Here is a 20,846-nt window from a genome sequence, read left to right on the forward strand (position 1 = left end):
TGTCCCCTTCGTCTAGTGGCCTAGGACACCGCCCTTTCACGGCGGTAACAGGGGTTCGAGTCCCCTAGGGGACGCCACGATTACCCGCTCTGCGGGATTTTTAAGGGTCATTCAATTATTGAATGGCCCTTTTGTTTGTCTGGCGTTTGGCCAATTCTCTCTCCCCATTCCCTTTGCTCTGCTGACCAGTGGTCATGCTTGTCGCTTGCTAAATATTATTATGGTAATAATATTCAACCCATGAAAGTCGGAGGCAACGATGAGCGATAAAAAAGCGCAAACCCGCGAACGTATTCTGCAAGCCGCCAGCGCTGCATTGACCCAGCGTGGTCCGGCCGAGCCTAGCGTGGGCGAAGTCATGGGCGCGGCGGGGCTGACCGTCGGTGGTTTCTACGCGCACTTTGAAAGCAAGGACGCCTTGATGCTGGAGGCGTTCACCCAGTTGTTGGCGCGGCGGCGTGCATCTATCGACGATATGGACGCACAGCTGACGGGAGAAGAGCGCAGGGGCCTGGTGGCGGCGTTTTATCTGTCGCGCAAGCATCGCGATTCAACGGCCCAGGCATGCCCGATCCCGGCCACTGTGGGCGAGATGGCGCGGCTGCCGGACGCCTTCCGCGAGGCGCTGAGCGAGCATGTGGAACTGATGGCGGCCCAGCTTGCCGCGAGTCCCGAAGACACTGACAAAGCCTTGGCTGATATGGCGTTGATGATCGGCGGGCTGGCCTTGGCGCGTGCCCTGGGGCCGGGCGAGCTGTCGGACCGAGTGTTACGCGCGGCCAAGTCGGCTGTGCGCTAGAAGAGGGTGCAAGGATGGGCGCGTTAACCTGGATTCGTCGCTTCAACGGCACGCTGGGGCACCTGGCGCCGCAAACGGTGGCCAACAAGATGCGGCGTGCCTTCATGACGCCGCGCGACCTGCCGCCACGTGACTGGGAGCTGCCGCTGCTGGCGCAATCGGAGCGCATCACCTTGCGTTTCGGCTTGTCGGCCCTGCGCTGGGGCCAAGGCCCTGCGGTGTTGTTGATGCACGGCTGGGAAGGTCGTCCGACCCAGTTCGCCAGCTTGATCACCGCGTTGGTAGGCAACGGTTACTCCGTGATCGCCCTGGACGGTCCGGCCCATGGTCGTTCACCGGGACGGGAAGCTCACGTGCTGCTGTTCGCCCGCGCCATGCTGGAGGCGGCTGCCGAACTGCCGCCGCTGCACGCCGTGATCGGTCATTCCATGGGCGGCGCCAGTGCGATGCTGGCAGTGCAGTTGGGGCTGCGTACCGAGGCGTTGGTGAGCATCGCCGCCCCGTCACGCTTCCTGGATGTGCTGCGCGGCTTTACCCATATGGTCGGTTTACCGGCGCGGGCACGCTCGGCCTTTATCCAGGAGGTGGAGTTGACGTTCGGCATGCCGCTCAAGCACCTGGATGTGGCCCACTACCAGATGAATATCCCCGGCCTGATCGTGCACGCCGAAGACGATACCTTTGTTCCGGTCAAGGCGTCTCAAGCCATCCACGAAGCCTGGTTCGACAGCCGCCTGCTGCGCCTGGAGCAAGGCGGGCACCAGAAAGTGCTGGCCGATCCCCGGGTGATCGAGGGCGTGCTGGCGCTGTTGGCCGGCTGTCGTGTACAGGACCGGCAAACCGCCTGATACACTGCTCCCGCCGACATCAATCGACTGGAGCAAGGCATGGGCTGGGATTTGGCAACGCCGTTTATCATCGATCTGCAGGTCGCCCCTGAAGACATTGACGGCCTGGGGCACGCCAATAATGCGGTGTACGTGTCCTGGCTGGAGCGCTGCGCCTGGCGCCATTCCCAGCGCCTGGGGCTGGACCTCACCGAGTACCGCCGCCTGGACCGTGCCATGGCCGTGGTGCGCCATGAAATCGATTACCTCGCGGCAGGCTACGAAGGCGATGAGCTGCAGCTGGCCACCTGGATCGTCGATTGGGACCAGCGCCTGAAGATGACCCGTCGTTTCCAGTTGGTACGCCCGCGTGACGGTGCGACCTTGCTGCGGGCGCACACCACCTTTGTCTGCATCGAATTGTCCAGCGGCAGGCCCAAGCGCATGCCGGCCGAATTTCTCGACGGTTATGGTCCCGCCCTGACAGGGGGTTAGCGGTTGCCGCGGGAAACCCAGTAAACTGCGCCACGATTTTTGTTGAGTGTTTTCCATGCAAATTGCTTTGGCGCCCATGGAGGGGTTGGTCGACAACATCCTGCGGGACGTGTTGACCCGCGTGGGCGGTATCGACTGGTGTGTGACCGAGTTCATTCGCGTCAACGACCGCCTGCTCACCCCGGCGTATTTCCACAAGCTCGCCCCGGAACTGCTGCACGGTGCCCACACCGCAGCCGGTGTGCCGTTGCGCGTGCAATTGCTCGGTTCCGACCCGGTATGCCTGGCGGAAAACGCCGCCCTGGCCTGCGAGCTGGGTTCCGAGGTGATCGATCTGAACTTCGGCTGCCCGGCCAAGACTGTCAATAAGTCCCGCGGCGGTGCGGTGCTGCTCAAGGAGCCGGAGTTGCTCAACCGGATCGTTGAACACGTGCGCCGTGCCGTGCCGGCCCATATCCCGGTGACCGCCAAGATGCGCCTGGGCTTCGACAGCCCGGATGGCGCGCTGGTGTGCGCCACGGCCCTGGCCGAAGGCGGTGCGGCGCATATCGTGGTGCATGCGCGTACCAAGACCGATGGCTACAAGCCGCCAGCCCACTGGGAGTGGATTCCACGGGTACAGGAGGTGGTCAAGGTGCCGGTGTTCGCCAACGGCGATATCTGGAGCGTCGAAGACTGGCGGCGCTGTCGGGAGATCAGTGGTGTTGAAGACATCATGCTCGGTCGCGGCCTGGTGGCGCGTCCGGACCTGGCCCGGCAAATCGCCGCCGCGCGTGCAGGCGAAGACGTCGTGGAAATGACCTGGGCGCAAATGCAGCCCATGCTTCAAGACTTCTGGACCCAGTCGGTAGCACAACTGACCGAGCGTCAGGCTCCCGGACGATTGAAGCAGTGGCTGGCGATGTTGACGCGCAACTACCCCGAAGCTGTAGCGCTGTTTACCGCCCTGCGCCGCGAAACCGAACTGGGGCAAGTCAGTCGTTTGTTGGGTATGAATACGCCTGCCGCTGCCTGATCTATAACGATACTGTTGATCACCTGCCGATGATTCAAACAAGGCTCTTTATCGAAAGATAAGGAGCCTTTTGCGTTGCAGGATTTTTGAGTTGTGACTGAGTTGTTCTGAAAACTCCCGTAGCCATTCGTACGACAGCTTAATTATGACTGATGATTTTTTGCCTGCTAACTATCACAGAACAATAGTTAATGGTGTTGTTAAGTATGTCTCCTAATTGCATGTCTGACGCTTTATTAATAGGTGTGTCGCGCGAGTGTGACGTCGACGTGCGCTGAATCAGGCTTTTCTTGGAATTACCATGAGGCAAAGTCTGAAAGTGCGTGTTGGTTTCCTTATGTGAGGTGCGATTTCTGGAACCCGATAGCCTCAGGCTCCACGAAAGTAGTGACTGTGAGGCAACGCTGTTGCCTTCCAGTCCACCTAAATTTCATTGCTGTCCGAGGCATCTAACGGCCAAGATGGCGCTGACGAAGGAACTTGCTTATGTCTCTCTCGATCAATAATTCACCTTCTATGAAACTTGATACGGCACGCGATGAAGTGCCGTCTTCAACACTCCCAAAGTCCAGCTTGCCATTGAGTACCTCCAAGACGGATTCAGCATGGACTTCATCTGCACTTTTTCCTGACAATGCCCGAACGACTCGGGGTGAAATGATGATCAGCGCGGGGGCGCTTTCAAAGTTGTTCGACATGCTTGAGCAAGTCTTCAAGTCCATGCGTGAGGTTATTTTAGGAAAAAATGTAACCCCTCAACCCGCTATCCCCTCCGATAAGGCACTCAAGGCCACACCGGATTCGTCTGACCCGCTGAAAATGAAGGCAGATGCAGCCACGTTACCGAAGGCCTCGTCGGATTCGGCTGACCCACAGAAGATGAAGGCAGATGCAGCCACGTTGCCAAGGACCACGTCGGCTTCGACAGACCCACAGAAAGTGAAGGTAAATGCAGACCCGTTGGCGAAGATCCCGTCGGATACGACGAGCGAACTGAAAGTGAAAATTGACGACGGGTTGCTTCCAGGGACGTCACGCAAGCCCACGTCACATGTTTCACCGGCGGTACCCGTGCCCAGCGTCAACGTGAGTAACGACTCGAATGCGCAGGTAAAGGTGGAGCTCAATATTGGTCGTTGTCACTGTCCTGACACTCCCGTCGAGCACGACAGAGGCAGGCTCAAGACGGTGCCCGACGCGCAGCCCAACCCTGTCCCGATGCCCAAGGCCGAGGTGACTCCACAACCCGCAGCCAGGGTGCCGGACACCGTGCCTGGCGTGCAGCCCAGGCCTGCGTCGATACCCAAGGCCGAGATGACTCCGCAACCCGAAGTCAAGGTTCCGGGCAGCCATCCTGGTGTGCTGCACAAGCCTGAACCGATGCCCCAGCCCGGGGTAGTACCGCAACCCGACATGAAGATCGTGCCCCCGACTGATACCAAGCGGACGGTCACTCCAGATCAGCCAAAGCCTGAGCCTGACGTCACCAGCCCGGGCCCTGCTGAAAAAGATAATGACCTCAAAGGCTGGAGTTTTATCAATCGCCGTCGGCTGAAAAACTGACGCCAGGCATCGCACTTCAACTTCTTCGATAAATAAAAACGGTGTTTCTCCGGGGAGCTTAACGTCCGGAGAAACACTAAGAAAGTGGAGAGAAAACCATGTCGTATTGCTCGATTGATAACATTGCACGCGTAGTGGATGTTCGGCAGGTGTTGAACAGCGATTTGTCGGCGCCTGCCAACGAATTCATACCTTCATACCGGTTTAAACCCGTCGAGCCTGTCAAAGCCGCTGTCTCTACTCCTCTAGGCATGCCACGAAGTAACACGGCAGTTGGGGCGGACTCAAATCCAGCTGCCAGCCTTATTGCATTGTTTACTTCATTTTTCACGCAGTTGTTTAACCTTCTCTCGAATAAAACGGATAAGGTCGTTCCCGATAGTAAACCGCTGTCCCAAATCACTCCAACTGTCGACCCACCGGCTCCGCCAGAGCCGCAACCGCAACCGCAACCGCAACCGCAACCGCAACAAATTTTCCCTATAGCGTACTTGTCTGACAAACGGAATGGTGCAAAACCGGACAATATCTGGAGTGGGTTTCGCCAAGGCCCGGATGGCAACTGTGTCACTGTATCGGCTATTAAGGCGGCCATGTACAAGTTCGGCCAAAGTCCAACGGATATCTATAAAGAGGTGGTCAAGACGAACAACGGTTATCGGGTGACGATGCGCGACGACTTTGTACTTAACTTGACGGATCAAGAGTTGAAGGTTGGCGCCGCAGGTTCGCGCTTTATCGGCTCCGATAAAGGCATGCTCAAGGACGCGCAATTTCTGTTCGCTGTCAGTGCCAAGCGTGCACAGATGGAAAATAACGACGGCTGGGCTAGCCGCAGTTATCGCGCTGCAGTGCAAACATTGAACGATGGGGAGGATGACTATGGGCCGGGTGAGGGCTTCCTGCGTTTAGGGCTGCGCAAGCACATGAAGAGGGTCAACGTGCGTGACCTCGCCAAAGGCCAGTTGGGCATGTGCAATCGTGCCCGTCATTCGGTGGCCGTGATCAATGGCCGCGAAGAGATTTATGGGCGCCAAGGCTCGGCGCCGACACGTGGGGTCGCCATCGCGCTGGTGTGATGCGTGTGTGTAAGGCGTGCAGCCAGGGCCTCTGGCTGCACATTTCCAGTCAAGTCTTGAGTGAGCAGTCCCATGAACACTTTGATTGAGGGTCGTGGCCCGGTCATGGCCAATCGGCCGTATGAGTACGTTTCAAGTATTTCCAACACCAGGGCCGGGGTGAAACTTGATGATCCCGTGAATGCATTCAATGCCGCCGAACGTCGATTTGGCGAAAACTATGACTGCAGTACCCATGCGGCCGTTATCAAAATGATGATGATGACATTCGGTCGACACCCCACTGATGTATTCAATGAGGTCGTTCCCACAGGTGACGGGTATGCCGTCACCATGAAAGACCAATACAACGTGCATGTTTCACAGGCGGAACTTGAACGAGCGGCACAGGCTTGCAGGTTCACAGGGCGGGACCCCGAGGCGGTGAAACACGCCAGCTTCATGTTCGCGGCCTTTGTGAAACGCAAGCAGCTGTCAGGCGGCTATGGGACGTTCGATGCCGCCCTGGCGAAGACCCTTGAGGGTGAGACAAGCAAGCGATGCCTGGAGGGCATGGGCGTGTATGGTTTGTCGCGATCCGTAGAGGCCAGCGATATGGTTGGCAGGGAGGCTGCCTGGGTACGGCAAACCCATGCCTTTGGCGCTGCGCTGGTGGTGAACGGCATCGTGTCCAACTATGGCCGGCAGGGGCGGACCGAGGGTGGTTACGGGTATGTGCTGTTTGATGATCGCCAGGTTCCATCGCACCCAGGTGTTGAGGTTTCCCTCGTACCAGAAAGCATCAGGCATGCGGATATCTGGCGCGGTTTTTATCAAGGAGCAGAGGGCAATTGTGTCACGGTGTCGGCAATCAAGGCCGCCATCACGCGATTCCCTGACGGCATCTATACGGCTATCCACAGGACACGCGATGGCTTTGAGGTGACGATGCGTGATGGCGTCCGGCTGCGGTTGACGGACGAGGAACTGAGGCAGGCAACCGCAGTCTCGAATTTTCTCGGCAGCAATCGGGTGTTGCTCGATTACGCCAACTTCCTCTACGCCGTCAGCGCCAAGCGCGCGCAAATGGAAAATAACGACTTCCGTGCCCGGCAAAGCTATGCAGTCGCCCTGGAAACCCTCAATGACGGTGAAGCTCCTGGCGAGGCACTCCGACGTCTGGGCCTGTTTGCCTACATGCGTAACAGCACGGTAGACGAGTTGGCCCAGGGCGCGATCGGGACGATGGAAGACGGTTGGCATTCCGTGGCGGTGGTCGATGGCGCACTGGACCTGTATGGGCAAAAGCACGCGCTGCACACGTCGCCCTGGAAACGCAGGGCGTTGAGCGCGCTCAAGCTGGTGTGAGGCTTAGCCGAGCAATCGCCTGAACCCCTCGATCGGCAGCGGCCGACTGTGCAAATACCCCTGGAACAAATGGCAGCCCAGCTTTTGCAGGAACGCCAGTTGTTCCGGGTTTTCCACGCCTTCGGCAATCACTGTCAGATTCAGGCTGCGGGCCATGGCCACGATGGCGCGGATGATTTCGGCGTCGTTGGGGTCATGGGTCGCGTCGCGTACGAAGGACTGGTCGATCTTCAGCGCATCCACCGGCAGGCGCTTGAGGTACGTCAGCGATGAGTAGCCGGTACCGAAGTCATCCATGGCAAAACTGACACCGAGCTTTTTCAGCCGGCGCATCTTCGCCACGGTGTCGTCCAGGTTCTGAATCACGATGCCTTCGGTTATTTCCAGTTTCAGCAGGTTGCAGGGCAGTTGATGCCGCTTGAGGCTGCGCTCCACCCGTTCGACAAAGTCGTTCTGGCGAAACTGCCGGGGGCTGATGTTCACGCACAGGCTGAAATTCAGCGGGTCCACCAAGCCTTCGGCAATCAGCTGTGCAAAGGCGGCGCAGGCCTCGTCGAGGATCCAGGTACCCACTTCGAGGATCAGGCCGCTGTCTTCCAGGACCTTGATGAATTCGGACGGCGACTGCGCGCCCAACTGCGGATGCTGCCAGCGCACCAGGGCCTCGGCGCCGACGATCTTGTTGCCGCGTGCATCCACCTGGGGTTGGTAATGCACGCTGAACTCGCCGCGTGACAGGGCCAGGCGCAGATCGGTTTCCATGCGCAGGCGCTCGCTGGCGGCCTTTTGCATGCTGTTGTGGAACATCTGCGTGGTGTTGCGCCCCGAATCCTTGGCCCGGTACAGGGCGATGTCGGCGCGCTTGAGCAGGTCCGCCGGGGTGGTGCCATGGTCGGGAATCAACGCCACGCCGATGCTTGGCGTGACCTGCAGGCGATGGCCATCGAGGAACATCGGTTCCGAAAGCAATTCACGCAGGGTATCGGCCAGTTCCTGCACCTGGGCGCTGACTTGCGTGCGCGTGCCATCCAGGCCGCTGAGCAGTACCACGAACTCATCGCCGCCCAGGCGCGCCACCGTGTCCTCCATGCGCACGCTGGCTTCCAGGCGCGCGGTGACGATTTTCAGCACGGTGTCGCCCACCGGGTGGCCGAGGGAATCGTTGATATGCTTGAAATGGTCGAGGTCGAGAAACAGCAGGGCGCCGCGCAGGTTATGGCGCTTGAGCAAGGCGATCTGTTGGCTCAGGCGATCCATCAGCAGCGCGCGGTTGGGCAGGTTGGTCAGCGGATCGTGATAGGCCAGGTGACGGATCTGCGCCTGGGCGTTTTTCAGCAGGCTCACGTCCCGCGCGGTCAGCAACAGGCACGGGGTTTCATTGAGGGTGATCGGCTCGACCGAGACTTCTACCGCCAACACGTCGCCGCGTTTATTGTGCCAGAGCATTTCCAGGTGAGGGATGCGCCCCTTGATCTGCAATTCGGCCAACAAGGCGGAACGCTGGTTTTCATCGGCCCAGATGCCGATCTGGTACAGCGTCAGGCCGATGGCTTCTTCGGCGCGGTAGCCGGTGAGGCGGCAGAAGCCATCGTTGACCTCCACATAACGGCCGGTGTCGCGCTCGGTGATGGAGATGGCGTCGGGGCTGGAATGGAAGGCCTTGGCGAATTTCTCCTCGCTGGCCTTCAGCGCGGCCTCCGAGCGTTGTTGCTGGGTAATGTCGCGCAACGTGGTGACGATGCACGGCTGGTCGCCCACCTTGATCAGCCGGCTGGAAATCATGCAGGTCAGGGTTTGGCCGTTCTTGTGGTGCACCACGATGGCCACATTGCTCAACGCCTGGTCGCGAATCACCTGTTCGATACGCTGCAGGCGTTTGCTTGACTCGTCCCACAGGCCGATCTGCTCGGCGCTCTTGTCGATCACCTCGGCCGCCGTCCAGCCAAACGTCTGGGTGAAGGCGGGGTTGATCTCGATGAACGCGCCACTGTCCAGGCAGGTGACGCAGATGGGATCGGGGCTGGCCTGGAACAGGCTGGCGAACTTTTCTTCGGAGGCGGTCAGGCGTTGTTCGCGCTCCACCTGGTCGGTGATGTCAAGCAGGGTGCCGGCCATGCGCAGCGGCGCCCCTTGCTCGTCTCGGTAGAGGCGGGCGCGGCTTTCCAGGTAGCGCGAGCTGCCGTCTTCCAGTGGCACGCGGTAAGTCAGTTGGTAATTGCCGGCCGGGCCTTCGCGCAGGGTGCGATAAGCGTTGCGCATGTTCTCGCGCTCTTGCCTGGGCATGCCCTCGAAAAACGCTTCGAAGGATTCATGGAAGGGCTCGGGCGGCAGGCCGTGCAGTTGAGCGGCGCGGGCCGAGCCGTAGAGCATGCCGGTGGGGATGTGCCAGTCCCACGTGCCCAGTTGTGCCGAGTCCAGGGCCAGGTCCAGGCGCTCCTGGCTGTCCTTGAGGGCGTTTTCGGCGTTTTTGCGCTCGGTGGTGTCGAGAAAGGTGCTGATCAAGTAGGCCTCGCCCTCCAGCTCGACCTTTTGCGCGCTGAGGGTGCCATCGTGGATCTGGCCGTTACTGGCGCAGAACTGCACTTCCATGGTGATGGGTTCACCCTTGCGCTGGGTGGCCTGGACCAACTGCGCGCGTTGTTCGGGGTGGCGCCACAGGCCCAGGTCCAGGGTGGTGCGGCCGATGGCGTCGGCCACCGGCCAGCCGAAGAGCATCTCGAAATACTGGTTGGCTTCGCTGATCAGGCCGTCGGACTGGCGGGTCAACAGCACCATGTTCGGGCACAGGTGAAACAGCGTGGCGAAGCGTTTTTCGGAATGGCTGAGGGCGTGCTCTCGCTCGCGCTGGCGAGTGGTCTCGCGGATCACGCCGATCATGCGGCGCCGACCGGCCTTGTCCGGTGCCAGGCTGCCGTTGATCTCCAACCAGTGATACGTGCCGTCCGGCCATTGGATGTGATGGTGCATGGCCTGCTCGAACGGCTCGCCTGCCAGTACCGCATGAAAGGCGCGCACCACCCGGGAGCGATCCGACGGCGCCAGCAGGTCGAGGTAATCCAGGTCCTTGGGCAGTGGTTGGCGCGGGTCGAAGCCGAACAGCGCCTGGGTGCCCCGTGACCAGCTGATACGGCCCGTGTCGATTTCCCAGCACCACGCGCCCAGCCGGGCCGCATTCAGGGCTGCCAGCAGTTGTGGGGCGCTGTCCCAACTCTGCTCCGCCTGCTGGGGGTCCAGGGCGTAGATGCGGGGCAGGGGAGGTAGAGGGTCGACAGGGTTGCGCATTATCAAAGGGCCTTGGCTCGATGGGCAAACAGCGCGGTTTTATTCGCAACCTGGGGCCGCACGGCGTCATACCGGTATCACTGGCAGATCCACCTGTGCATCCAACAGGCTCATGAACGCCCGCGCAGCGTTCGACAGTGTCCTTTCGGTGTGCACGATATAGCCTAGCTGGCGACTGAGTTGTATGCCCGGCAAAGCGATACTCGCCACCTGATCATCGAGCATGGTGCGCGGCAAGACGCTCCAGGCCAGGCCGATGGAGACCATCATCTTGATGGTTTCCAGGTAGTTGGTACTCATCGCGATGTTCGGCGTAAGGCCCTGGGCCTCGAACAGACGGCTGACAATATGGTGGGTAAAGGTATTACCGCCAGGGAAAACCGCCGGGTGGCCGGCAATATCGGCCAGGCTGACGTCGCGGTTGCCGGTGAGGCTGTGCTCCGGCGCCACCACGAAATCCAGCGGATCGTCCCACACCGGGGTGGCGCTTACCAGGTGATGGGGGGCGGGCGCCAGGGTGATCACTGCCACTTCGGCGCGGCCGTGGAGGATTTCTTCGTAGGCCACTTCCGAATCGAGAAACTGAATATCCAGGGCCACGTTCGGGTATTCGCGGGTGAAGGTGCGCAGGATCGGTGGCAAACGATGCAGGCCGATATGGTGGCTGGTGGCCAAAGTGAGGCGGCCGCTGACTTCGCCGGTTAGGTTGGTGAGGGCGCGGCGGGTGTCGTCCAGCACGTTGAGAATCTGATAAGCGCGCGGCAGCAAGGCCCGGCCGGCTTCGGTCAGGCCGACTTCACGGCCCAGGCGATCGAACAGTCGCACCTTCAATTGCTGTTCCAGGCCGGCGATGCGCTTGCTGATGGCCGGCTGAGTCAGGTGCAGGCGCTCACCTGCACCGGAGAAGCTGCCGGTTTCGGCAATGGCAATAAAGGCATTGAGGTTGGCCAGGTCCATGGGTGTATTCCAGTTGGTAATCCAAAGCATAAAAAATATGAATTTGAGTTATTTAATGTAGCGCCATACCATCAGCCTCACAAGCCAAAGGGTTATTGAAAAGCCCGGCGCATAGAAACACCGCTGATGAGGACCGACTGATGGCCGGCAAAACGCTTTACGACAAGCTTTGGGATTCCCATGAAGTGAAACGGCGCGACGATGGCTCGTCGCTGATCTATATCGACCGTCACATCATCCATGAAGTGACCTCGCCCCAAGCGTTCGAAGGCCTGCGGCTGGCCGGGCGCAAGCCTTGGCGCGTCGACTCGATCATCGCCACCCCGGACCACAACGTACCGACCACCCCGGAGCGCAAGGGCGGGATCGACGCCATTGTCGACACCGTGTCGCGCTTGCAGGTGCAGACCCTCGACGACTACTGCGACGAATATGGCATCACCGAATTCAAGATGAATGACGTGCGTCAAGGGATCGTCCACGTGATCGGCCCGGAGCAGGGCGCCACCTTGCCGGGCATGACCGTGGTCTGCGGCGACTCCCACACCTCCACCCACGGTGCGTTTGGCGCCCTGGCCCACGGCATCGGCACCTCGGAGGTGGAGCATGTTTTCGCCACCCAGTGCCTGGTCGCCAAGAAAATGAAGAACATGCTGGTGCGTGTCGAAGGCACCTTGCCGTTCGGCGTGACCGCCAAGGACATCGTGCTCGCCGTGATCGGCAAGATCGGCACCGCCGGCGGTAACGGCCATGCCATCGAGTTCGCCGGCAGCGCCATTCGCGACCTGTCCATCGAAGGCCGCATGACCATCTGCAACATGTCCATCGAAGCCGGTGCCCGCGTGGGCATGGTGGCGGCGGACGAGAAAACCGTTGAGTACGTGAAGGGGCGCCCATTTGCACCGCAAGGCGCCGATTGGGACGCCGCGGTTGAAGCCTGGAAAGACCTGGTGTCCGACGCCGATGCGGTGTTCGACACCGTGGTTGAACTCGATGCTGCCCAGATCAAGCCGCAGGTCAGCTGGGGCACTTCGCCGGAAATGGTCCTGGCCGTCGACCAGAACGTGCCGGACCCGGCGCAGGAAGCCGACCTGGTCAAGCGCGGTTCCATCGAGCGCGCCTTGAAGTACATGGGCTTGAAGGCCAACCAGGCGATCACCGACATCCAGTTGGATCGCGTGTTTATCGGCTCCTGCACCAACTCGCGGATCGAAGACCTGCGCGCGGCGGCGGTGATCGCTAAGGGCCGCAAAGTTGCCTCGACCATCAAGCAGGCCATCGTGGTGCCAGGCTCGGGCTTGGTTAAAGCCCAGGCTGAGGCCGAAGGCCTGGATAAGATCTTCCTCGAAGCCGGTTTTGAGTGGCGTGAGCCGGGCTGCTCGATGTGCCTGGCGATGAACCCGGACCGCCTGGAGTCGGGCGAGCATTGCGCGTCCACCTCCAACCGTAACTTCGAAGGGCGTCAGGGCGCCGGTGGCCGAACCCACCTGGTCAGCCCGGCCATGGCCGCCGCCGCTGCCGTCAACGGTCGTTTCATCGACGTTCGCGAATTGATCTGAGGAAAACCCGATGAGAGCTTTTACCCAACACACCGGTTTGGTCGCGCCGTTGGACCGTGCCAACGTCGACACCGACCAGATCATCCCCAAGCAGTTCTTGAAGTCCATCAAGCGCACCGGTTTCGGCCCCAACCTGTTCGACGAATGGCGCTACCTGGACGTGGGCTACGCCTACCAGGACAACTCCAAACGCCCGCTGAACAAGGACTTCGTGCTCAACGCCGAGCGCTACCAGGGCGCCAGCGTGCTGCTGGCCCGGGAAAACTTCGGTTGCGGTTCCAGCCGCGAGCACGCGCCGTGGGCCCTGGAAGAATATGGCTTTCGCAGCATCATCGCGCCGAGCTATGCCGACATCTTCTTCAACAACAGCTTCAAGAACGGCCTGTTGCCGATCATCCTGACCGACGAAGAAGTCGACGAACTGTTCAAGCAAGTGGAAGCCGATGTGGGCTACCAGTTGACCATCGACCTGGCTGCGCAAACCGTGACCCGTCCGGACGGCAAGGTGTACCACTTTGAGGTGGACGCCTTCCGCAAACACTGCCTGATCAACGGCCTGGACGATATCGGCCTGACCTTGCAGGACGGCGATGCGATTGCCGCGTTCGAAGCCAGGCACCGGGCGAGCCAGCCCTGGTTGTTTCGTGACGCATAAATTGATGTAGGCAGGACCGGCTTCATCGGGGGCTTGCCCCCGATAGGGCCGGTACCAGCAACACACCCCTTGAAGGATGCCACCATGACCAGCACCGCCCACACCCAAGTCGTGCAAAAACAATTCGGCGAACAGGCGTCTGCCTACCTGAGCAGTGCCGTGCACGCCCAAGGCACCGAATTCGCGCTGCTCCAGGCCGAACTGGCCGGGCAGGGTGATGCGCGGCTGCTGGACCTGGGTTGCGGTGCCGGTCATGTGAGTTTCCATGTGGCGCCATTGGTCAAGGAAGTGGTGGCCTACGACCTCTCCCAGCAGATGCTCGATGTGGTGGCCGCCGCTGCGCAAGATCGCGGTCTCACCAATATCAGCACCGTAAACGGCGCCGCCGAACGCCTGCCGTTTGCCGATGGCGAATTTGACTTCGTGTTCAGCCGTTATTCGGCGCACCATTGGAGCGACCTCGGCGTGGCCCTGCGCGAAGTGCGCCGCGTGCTCAAGCCGGGCGGCGTGGCGGCGTTTGTCGATGTCTTGTCACCGGGCAGCCCGTTGCTGGACACTTACCTGCAAACCGTCGAAGTGCTGCGCGACACCAGCCACGTGCGTGACTACTCCGCCGCCGAATGGATGCGCCAGTTCAGCGAAGCCGGTTTGCATGTACGCAACAGCAGCCGCCAGCGCCTGCGCCTGGAATACACCTCGTGGGTCGAACGCATGCGCACACCGCAAGTGCTGCGCGCCGCGATCCTGCAGCTGCAGCAGGCGATGGGCCAGGAAGTGCGCGATTACTACGAGATTCAGGCCGACGGCACCTTCAGCACCGACGTGCTGGTGGTCTGGGCCGAACGCTGATTAATTTTCCCGACCTGCCCACGGGCAGGTCGCTCGATGAAATGAGGAACCCATGAGCAAGCAGATTCTGATTCTCCCTGGCGACGGTATTGGTCCGGAAATCATGGCCGAAGCGGTCAAGGTCCTGGAGCTTGCCAACAGCAAGTACAGCCTGGGCTTCGAATTGAGCCACGACGTGATCGGCGGCGCTGCCATCGACAAGCACGGCGTGCCCCTGGCCGACGAAACCCTGGACCGCGCCCGCGCCGCCGATGCCGTGCTGCTTGGCGCCGTGGGTGGCCCGAAGTGGGACAAGATCGAGCGTGATATCCGCCCTGAGCGCGGCCTGCTGAAAATCCGCGCGCAACTGGGCCTGTTCGGCAACCTGCGCCCGGCTATCCTCTACCCGCAACTGGCCGACGCATCGAGCCTGAAGCCGGAAGTGGTGGCGGGCCTGGACATCCTGATCGTGCGTGAACTGACCGGTGGTATCTACTTTGGCTCGCCACGGGGCGTGCGCGAGTTGGAGAATGGTGAACGCCAGGCCTACGACACCCTGCCGTACAGCGAGAGTGAAATCCGCCGTATTGCCCGCGTCGGTTTCGACATGGCCCGTGTGCGTGGCAAGAAGGTCTGCTCGGTGGACAAGGCCAACGTCCTGGCCTCCAGCCAACTGTGGCGCGAAATCGTCGAAGAAGTGGCCAAGGACTACCCGGACGTCGAACTGAGCCACATGTACGTCGACAACGCCGCCATGCAACTGGTCCGTGCGCCGAAGCAGTTCGACGTGATCGTCACCGACAACCTGTTCGGCGACATCCTGTCCGACCAGGCGTCGATGCTCACCGGTTCCATCGGCATGCTGCCGTCGGCGTCCCTGGACACCAATAACAAGGGCATGTACGAGCCTTGCCATGGCTCGGCGCCGGACATCGCGGGCCAGGGCATTGCCAACCCGCTGGCGACCATCCTGTCGGTCTCGATGATGCTGCGTTACAGCTTCAACCTGAGCGACGCTGCGGACGCGATCGAGAAGGCCGTGAGCCTGGTGCTGGACCAGGGCTTGCGCACCGGCGACATCTGGTCGCAGGGTTGCACCAAGGTGGGTACGCAAGAAATGGGCGACGCAGTAGTCGCCGCGCTGCGGAATCTGTAATCTCTCGGGCCCGCTTGCAGTTGTTGCTGCAAGGCGGCCCACTTTTTAACAAGGTGTAGTTGCGATGAAACGTGTAGGTCTGATCGGTTGGCGCGGTATGGTCGGTTCCGTGCTCATGCAGCGGATGCTGGAAGAGCAGGATTTCGATCTTATTGAGCCGGTGTTTTTCACCACTTCGAACGTAGGTGGCCAAGGGCCGTCCGTGGGCAAGGATATTGCCCCGCTCAAGGACGCCTACAGCATTGAAGAGCTGAAAACCCTCGACGTGATCCTCACCTGCCAGGGTGGCGACTACACCAGCGAAGTCTTCCCCAAGCTGCGTGAAGCCGGCTGGCAGGGTTATTGGATCGACGCCGCCTCGAGCCTGCGCATGCAGGACGACGCCGTGATCATCCTCGACCCGGTCAACCGCAAGGTCATCGACCAGCAACTGGATGCCGGCACCAAGAATTATGTGGGCGGCAACTGCACCGTCAGCCTGATGCTGATGGGCCTGGGCGGCCTGTTCGAAGCCGGCCTGGTCGAGTGGATGAGCGCCATGACTTATCAGGCAGCTTCCGGTGCCGGCGCGCAGAACATGCGTGAGCTGATCAAGCAGATGGGCGCGACCCACGCCGCTGTCGCCGATCAACTGGCCGACCCGGCCAGCGCGATCCTCGACATCGACCGCCGTGTGGCCGAAGCCATGCGCAGCGATGCCTACCCGACCGAGAACTTCGGTGTGCCATTGGCCGGCAGCCTGATCCCGTGGATCGACAAAGAACTGCCGAACGGCCAGAGCCGCGAAGAGTGGAAGGCCCAGGCCGAGACCAACAAGATCCTCGGCCGGTTCAAGAGCCCGATCCCGGTGGATGGCATCTGCGTGCGCATCGGCGCCATGCGCTGCCACAGCCAGGCGCTGACCATCAAGCTGAACAAAGACGTGCCGATCGCCGATATCGAAGGACTGATCAGCCAGCACAACCCCTGGGTCAAGCTGGTGCCGAACAACCGCGACATCAGCATGCAGGAGCTGAGCCCGACCAAGGTCACCGGTACCCTGAATGTACCGGTGGGCCGTCTGCGCAAGCTGAACATGGGCACCCAGTACCTGGGCGCATTCACCGTCGGCGATCAACTGCTGTGGGGCGCGGCGGAGCCGTTGCGTCGCATGCTGCGGATCTTGCTGGAGCGTTGATCGCTTGAAGCAATAATAGAAGCCCGCGTTCTGGTGACAGGCGCGGGTTTTTTATTGTTCTTTCGGGCGCTATCGGGAGCAAGCCCCCTCCCACAGTGAACAGCATTTCAACGTTGGAACTCGGTTGAATGTGGGAGGGGGCTACACCCCGATAGCGCCATCAGCCACTCCACCAGCCCCAGGTTAATTGCCTCGCTCCCGGCCACCCGGTAAAGTGCCGCTCCCCCCGCAATGCCCGAGGCAGCCCCCATGACCCAGACCTTTGAAATTGCCGTGATCGGTGCCACCGGTACGGTCGGCGAAACCCTGGTGCAGATTCTCGAAGAGCTGGCATTCCCGGTGGGCACCCTGTACCTGCTGGCGGGCAGTAACTCTGCTGGCGCGTCGGTACCGTTTCGCGGCAAGAACGTACGGGTCAAGGAGGTCGACGAATTCGATTTCAGCAAGGCGCAACTGGCCTTCTTCGCCGCGGGCCCGGCAGTCACCCTGAGCTTTGCGCCGCGAGCCACGGCGGCGGGTTGCTCGGTGATCGACTTGTCGGGAGCCTTGCCCGCCGAGCAGGCGCCCCAGGTGGTGCCGGAAGCCAATGCCCACGTCCTCGACGGCCTGAAAAAACCGTTCCAGCTCGGCAGCCCGAGCCCGTCGGCCACCAACCTGGCGGTGGTGCTGGCGCCGTTGCGCGGCTTGCTGGACATCCAGCGTGTCGCCGTCACTGCCAGCCTGGCAGTGTCTGCCCAGGGCCGGGAAGCCGTCAGCGAATTGGCACGTCAGACCGCCGAGCTCCTGAACGTGCGCCCTCTGGAACCTAAGTTCTTTGACCGGCAAATGGCCTTCAACCTGTTGGCACAAGTCGGCACGCCAGACGCCCAGGGTCATACCGCCTTGGAAAAGCGCCTGGTTCACGAACTGCGTGCAGTCCTGGAATTACCTTTGCTAAAGATTTCCGCAACATGCGTTCAAGCCCCGGTGTTTTTTGGCGATAGCCTGACGGTGTCGTTGCAACTGGGCGCGGCGGTCGATCTTGCCGCTGTCAACCGCGCATTGGAGGCCGCGCCCGGTATCGAGTTGGTAGAAGAGGGTGATTACCCTACAGCCGTGGGCGACGCAGTGGGCCAGGATGTGGTCTACGTAGGCCGGGTGCGCGCGGGCGTGGATGACGCGGCTGAACTAAATCTGTGGCTGACGTCAGATAACGTACGCAAGGGCGCCGCCCTTAACGCCGTGCAGCTGGCGCAGTTGTTGATAAAACGCCTTGCGTAAAAGATACTTGGCGGCAATTTGTAGATTGATTCTAACCAGGCGCTATGCTTGGCCCCAAGCAGGAACAATTGCGCGTCGGTGACCTATCGGCTCGCCATGCCTTATGGCAAGCGGTTACCAACCTTCTCGCAGGCCGGGGAGTGTTCAAACAAAGGATGAGGCTATGGTTCAAGTTCGCAAACTGGTGTTAGCAATAGCGGCCGCCTCGGCGCTGTCCTCCGGTATGGCGCAGGCGCTGCAGCTGGGGGAAATGACCCTTAAGTCGACGTTGAACCAGCCGTTGTCGGTGGAAATCGAATTGCTCGATGTCGGTGGCCTCACGGCGTCCGAGATCACCCCGAGCCTGGCCTCATCCCAGGCGTTCGTGGACGCGGGCGTCGATCGCCAGGCGTTTCTCGATGACCTGACGTTTACCCCGGTCATCAATCCCAGCGGTCGCAGCGTGGTGCGCGTCACCTCCAGCAAGCCGCTGCCGGATTCCTACGTACGTTTCCTGCTGCAGGTGCAATGGCCCAATGGCCGCTTGATGCGCGACTACAGCGTGTTGCTCGACCCTGCCAAGTTCGACCAGTCGGCTTCGACCTCCGCAGCACCTGCACCACGCGTGGGAGCGCCCGCCCGTACTGCGCCCGCAGTGAGCAAGCCGGCCCAGCACACCACCACCTCCCGCGACACTCTGTGGGAAATTGCGCAGAAGCACCGCAATGGCGGCTCGGTGCAGCAGACCATGCTGGCCATTCAGGCCCTCAACCCCGACGCCTTTATCGACGGCAATATCAACCGCCTGAAAACCGGCCAGGTGCTGCGCCTGCCGGACACCGTACAAAGCACGGCGTTGCCGCAACCTCAGGCAATCGCCGAAGTGAGGGTACAAAATGCCGCCTGGCGCCAGGGTCGGCGCGGGGCTACCAATCAGGCGGCCGGCAAGCAGCAACTGGACGCCACCAAGCGTGCCCAGGCCGGCAACGCGCCGTCGACCACCAATGCCCAGGACAACCTGAGCCTGGTCTCGGCTGAAGCAGCCAAGAAAGGCGGCAAGGGCAAGGCCGGCGACAGCCAGGTCCTGAGCGACAAGCTGGCGATGACCCAGGAGCAACTGGACACCACTCGCCGCGATAACGAAGAGCTCAAGAGCCGTGCCGCAGATCTGCAAAGCCAGTTGGATAAACTGCAAAAGTTGATTCAATTGAAAAACGATCAGCTGGCCCGTTTGCAGGCAGAAAAAGGCGACCCGGCCGTAGCGGCGACGGCAGTGATGCCCGCACAGCTGGCAAGCGACCCGGCCGCCACGCCGGCAGCACCCGCTGCACAGCCCGCCGCGCCAACGCCAACCCCGGCGGCGCCGGCACCTGAGGCAGCTACGCCGGCCGCGGCACCTGACACCACGGAAGGCAAGTTCAATGATCTGCTGACCAACCCGGTTGTCCTCGGTGTGATCGGCGGCGCGGCTGGCCTGGTGGTGTTGCTGCTCCTGCTGCTGTGGGCGCGCCATCGCAACGCCCGTCGTGAAGAGGAGAAGCACTTGCGCATGGCGCGGGCGCTGGCTGAAGAGCCGGAATTTACCTCGAACATCGAACAGGACCTGCCGTCGGACAGTTTCGAAGGCCTCGAAGTGCCGCCGCCGAACGTCAAGCTGGCAGCCGCTCCGGCACCTGCTCCAGTGGTTGCGCCGGCGGTAGCGGTTCCGACGGTTGCCTCCGTGCTCGCGCCGCTGGCCGCTGCCGTGGCCCCACAAAACGCCAACGATGCCCTGGCGCAAGCCCAGTCCCATATCGACCGTGGTCATCTGAACCAGGCCGCCGATGTGCTGGAGCAAGCGATCAAGCACGAGTCCAAGCGCAGCGACCTGCGGTTGAAGCTGATGGAAGTCTACGGCCTGCAAAGCGACAAGGACGGTTTCGTGACCCAGGAGCGTCAACTGGTGGCCAATGGTGAAAACCATGCCCAGGTCGAGCAACTCAAGTCGCGCTTTCCCGCGATGGCGGTATTGGCGGCGGGCGTCAGTGCCGCGGTTGCCGCCGCGGCCCTCGACGCGCAGTACGTCAAGGACCTGTTGGAAGACAAACCGGCCGTCCCAGCCGCCGAGCCCGATGCACTCGACACCGATTTCGACCTGAGCCTGGATGAGCTGGAGGCGGCTTCGCCAGCCAACCTGGACGACGAACAGACGTTTGCAGCGCTCCTGGAACAGCAATCGGCGGCCAAGGCCGACAAGGAAAACCTGTCGGACTTCGACCTGGATCTGCAGCCGAATACCCCGGCGTCCGAGCAGTCCGACGATGACTTTCTTTCCGGTCTTGAGGACCAGATGAAGGATGTGTCGGCAGTGGAGCCGCCGACGCTGACCCCATCGGCGCTGGATGACTTCGATTTGCCGGAGGATTTCGACCTGTCCCTGGCGGACGAACCAGGCGAAGCCGCCAAGCCGGATGCCTTCGCTTCGGAGCTGGACGATGTCAACGCCGAGCTGGATCGCCTGTCCCAGAGCTTGGAGAATCCGCCCATCGAACCCTCCTTTACCGCCGAGGACGCGGCGCTGGGTGGGGATGAGCCGGAGTTCGACTTCCTGTCTGGCACGAATGAAGTCGCCACCAAGCTCGATCTCGCCCAGGCCTATATCGACATGGGGGATGCCGACGGCGCGCGGGACATCCTCTCCGAAGTACTCACCGAAGGCGATGAGGCGCAGCGCGGCGAGGCCAAGGAGATGCTCGGCAAAATCTGAAGGTTGATGCCGGTGCGGTGTGGGAAGGTCAATCCCTAACAAAAGCGCACGCCACGCAGCTGCCGCATTTATAATGGCCGCCTTCGCGCAACTCATCAGGCTCTCAGTTCTTGGCAAATATA

16 protein-coding genes and 1 tRNA gene are annotated in these 20,846 nt (G+C 61.2%); 15 read left to right on the forward strand and 2 right to left on the reverse strand.

The features are described from left to right. Position 1: 1 nt before the first annotated feature. The 8 genes from AC07OP_RS30905 (at position 2) to AC07OP_RS30940 (ending at position 7,125) form a co-directional block, all read left to right on the forward strand. Positions 2-77, forward strand: a tRNA-Glu gene (locus tag AC07OP_RS30905). A 182-nt stretch (positions 78-259) separates the two neighbouring features. Further along, on the forward strand, positions 260-799 hold the full coding sequence (locus tag AC07OP_RS30910) for a TetR/AcrR family transcriptional regulator (RefSeq protein WP_495103245.1): 540 nt from the start codon (positions 260-262) through the stop codon (positions 797-799). Positions 800-813: 14 nt separating this feature from the next. Beyond that, positions 814-1,647, forward strand: coding sequence for an alpha/beta hydrolase (locus tag AC07OP_RS30915; protein ID WP_495103246.1), 834 nt, complete (start codon positions 814-816; stop codon positions 1,645-1,647). Between the two features lie 39 nt (positions 1,648-1,686). After that, positions 1,687-2,121, forward strand: a complete 435-nt coding sequence (locus tag AC07OP_RS30920; RefSeq protein WP_027604062.1) for an acyl-CoA thioesterase — start codon at positions 1,687-1,689, stop codon at positions 2,119-2,121. Positions 2,122-2,176: 55 nt separating this feature from the next. After that, positions 2,177-3,136 (forward strand): tRNA dihydrouridine synthase, encoded by a 960-nt coding sequence (locus tag AC07OP_RS30925; RefSeq protein WP_495103247.1) that lies wholly within the window; start codon positions 2,177-2,179, stop codon positions 3,134-3,136. Positions 3,137-3,622: 486 nt separating this feature from the next. After that, positions 3,623-4,699, forward strand: coding sequence for a hypothetical protein (locus tag AC07OP_RS30930; RefSeq protein WP_495103248.1), 1,077 nt, complete (start codon positions 3,623-3,625; stop codon positions 4,697-4,699). A gap of 98 nt (positions 4,700-4,797) precedes the next feature. After that, positions 4,798-5,778 carry a hypothetical protein gene (locus AC07OP_RS30935; RefSeq protein WP_495103249.1) on the forward strand — a complete coding sequence of 327 codons (981 nt, stop codon included), beginning with the start codon at positions 4,798-4,800 and terminating at the stop codon, positions 5,776-5,778. Between the two features lie 72 nt (positions 5,779-5,850). After that, on the forward strand, positions 5,851-7,125 hold the full coding sequence (locus tag AC07OP_RS30940) for a hypothetical protein (RefSeq protein ID WP_495103250.1): 1,275 nt from the start codon (positions 5,851-5,853) through the stop codon (positions 7,123-7,125). Positions 7,126-7,128: 3 nt separating this feature from the next. On the opposite strand, the gene AC07OP_RS30945 is transcribed toward AC07OP_RS30940, so the two are convergent. Next, a complete protein-coding gene (locus AC07OP_RS30945; RefSeq protein ID WP_495103251.1) occupies positions 7,129-10,407 on the reverse strand; it encodes an EAL domain-containing protein in 3,279 nt (1,092 codons plus the stop codon). Positions 10,408-10,473: 66 nt separating this feature from the next. Then, a complete protein-coding gene (locus AC07OP_RS30950; RefSeq protein ID WP_027604067.1) occupies positions 10,474-11,364 on the reverse strand; it encodes a LysR family transcriptional regulator in 891 nt (296 codons plus the stop codon). A gap of 140 nt (positions 11,365-11,504) precedes the next feature. On the opposite strand from AC07OP_RS30950, the gene leuC reads away from it, so the two are divergent. The 7 genes from leuC (at position 11,505) to AC07OP_RS30985 (ending at position 20,724) form a co-directional block, all read left to right on the forward strand. After that, positions 11,505-12,923: a 3-isopropylmalate dehydratase large subunit gene (gene leuC / locus AC07OP_RS30955; protein ID WP_027604068.1), complete on the forward strand. Its 1,419-nt coding sequence runs from the start codon at positions 11,505-11,507 to the stop codon at positions 12,921-12,923. A 10-nt stretch (positions 12,924-12,933) separates the two neighbouring features. After that, positions 12,934-13,578: a 3-isopropylmalate dehydratase small subunit gene (leuD, locus tag AC07OP_RS30960; protein ID WP_027604069.1), complete on the forward strand. Its 645-nt coding sequence runs from the start codon at positions 12,934-12,936 to the stop codon at positions 13,576-13,578. Positions 13,579-13,662: 84 nt separating this feature from the next. Then, a complete protein-coding gene (locus AC07OP_RS30965; protein ID WP_495103252.1) occupies positions 13,663-14,427 on the forward strand; it encodes a class I SAM-dependent methyltransferase in 765 nt (254 codons plus the stop codon). A gap of 52 nt (positions 14,428-14,479) precedes the next feature. Continuing rightward, positions 14,480-15,562, forward strand: coding sequence for a 3-isopropylmalate dehydrogenase (gene leuB, locus AC07OP_RS30970; protein WP_017530190.1), 1,083 nt, complete (start codon positions 14,480-14,482; stop codon positions 15,560-15,562). Positions 15,563-15,626: 64 nt separating this feature from the next. Beyond that, positions 15,627-16,739, forward strand: a complete 1,113-nt coding sequence (gene asd, locus AC07OP_RS30975; protein WP_027604071.1) for an aspartate-semialdehyde dehydrogenase — start codon at positions 15,627-15,629, stop codon at positions 16,737-16,739. Positions 16,740-16,988: 249 nt separating this feature from the next. Continuing rightward, positions 16,989-17,999, forward strand: coding sequence for an aspartate-semialdehyde dehydrogenase (locus AC07OP_RS30980; protein WP_495103253.1), 1,011 nt, complete (start codon positions 16,989-16,991; stop codon positions 17,997-17,999). A gap of 163 nt (positions 18,000-18,162) precedes the next feature. After that, the gene (locus AC07OP_RS30985; RefSeq protein ID WP_495103254.1) at positions 18,163-20,724 is read left to right on the forward strand and encodes a motility hub landmark protein FimV; all 2,562 of its coding nucleotides are present in this window, start codon (positions 18,163-18,165) and stop codon (positions 20,722-20,724) included. Positions 20,725-20,846: the final 122 nt, after the last annotated feature.

The sequence above is a fragment of the Pseudomonas sp. GW821-FHT09D08 genome (genome assembly GCF_059416305.1).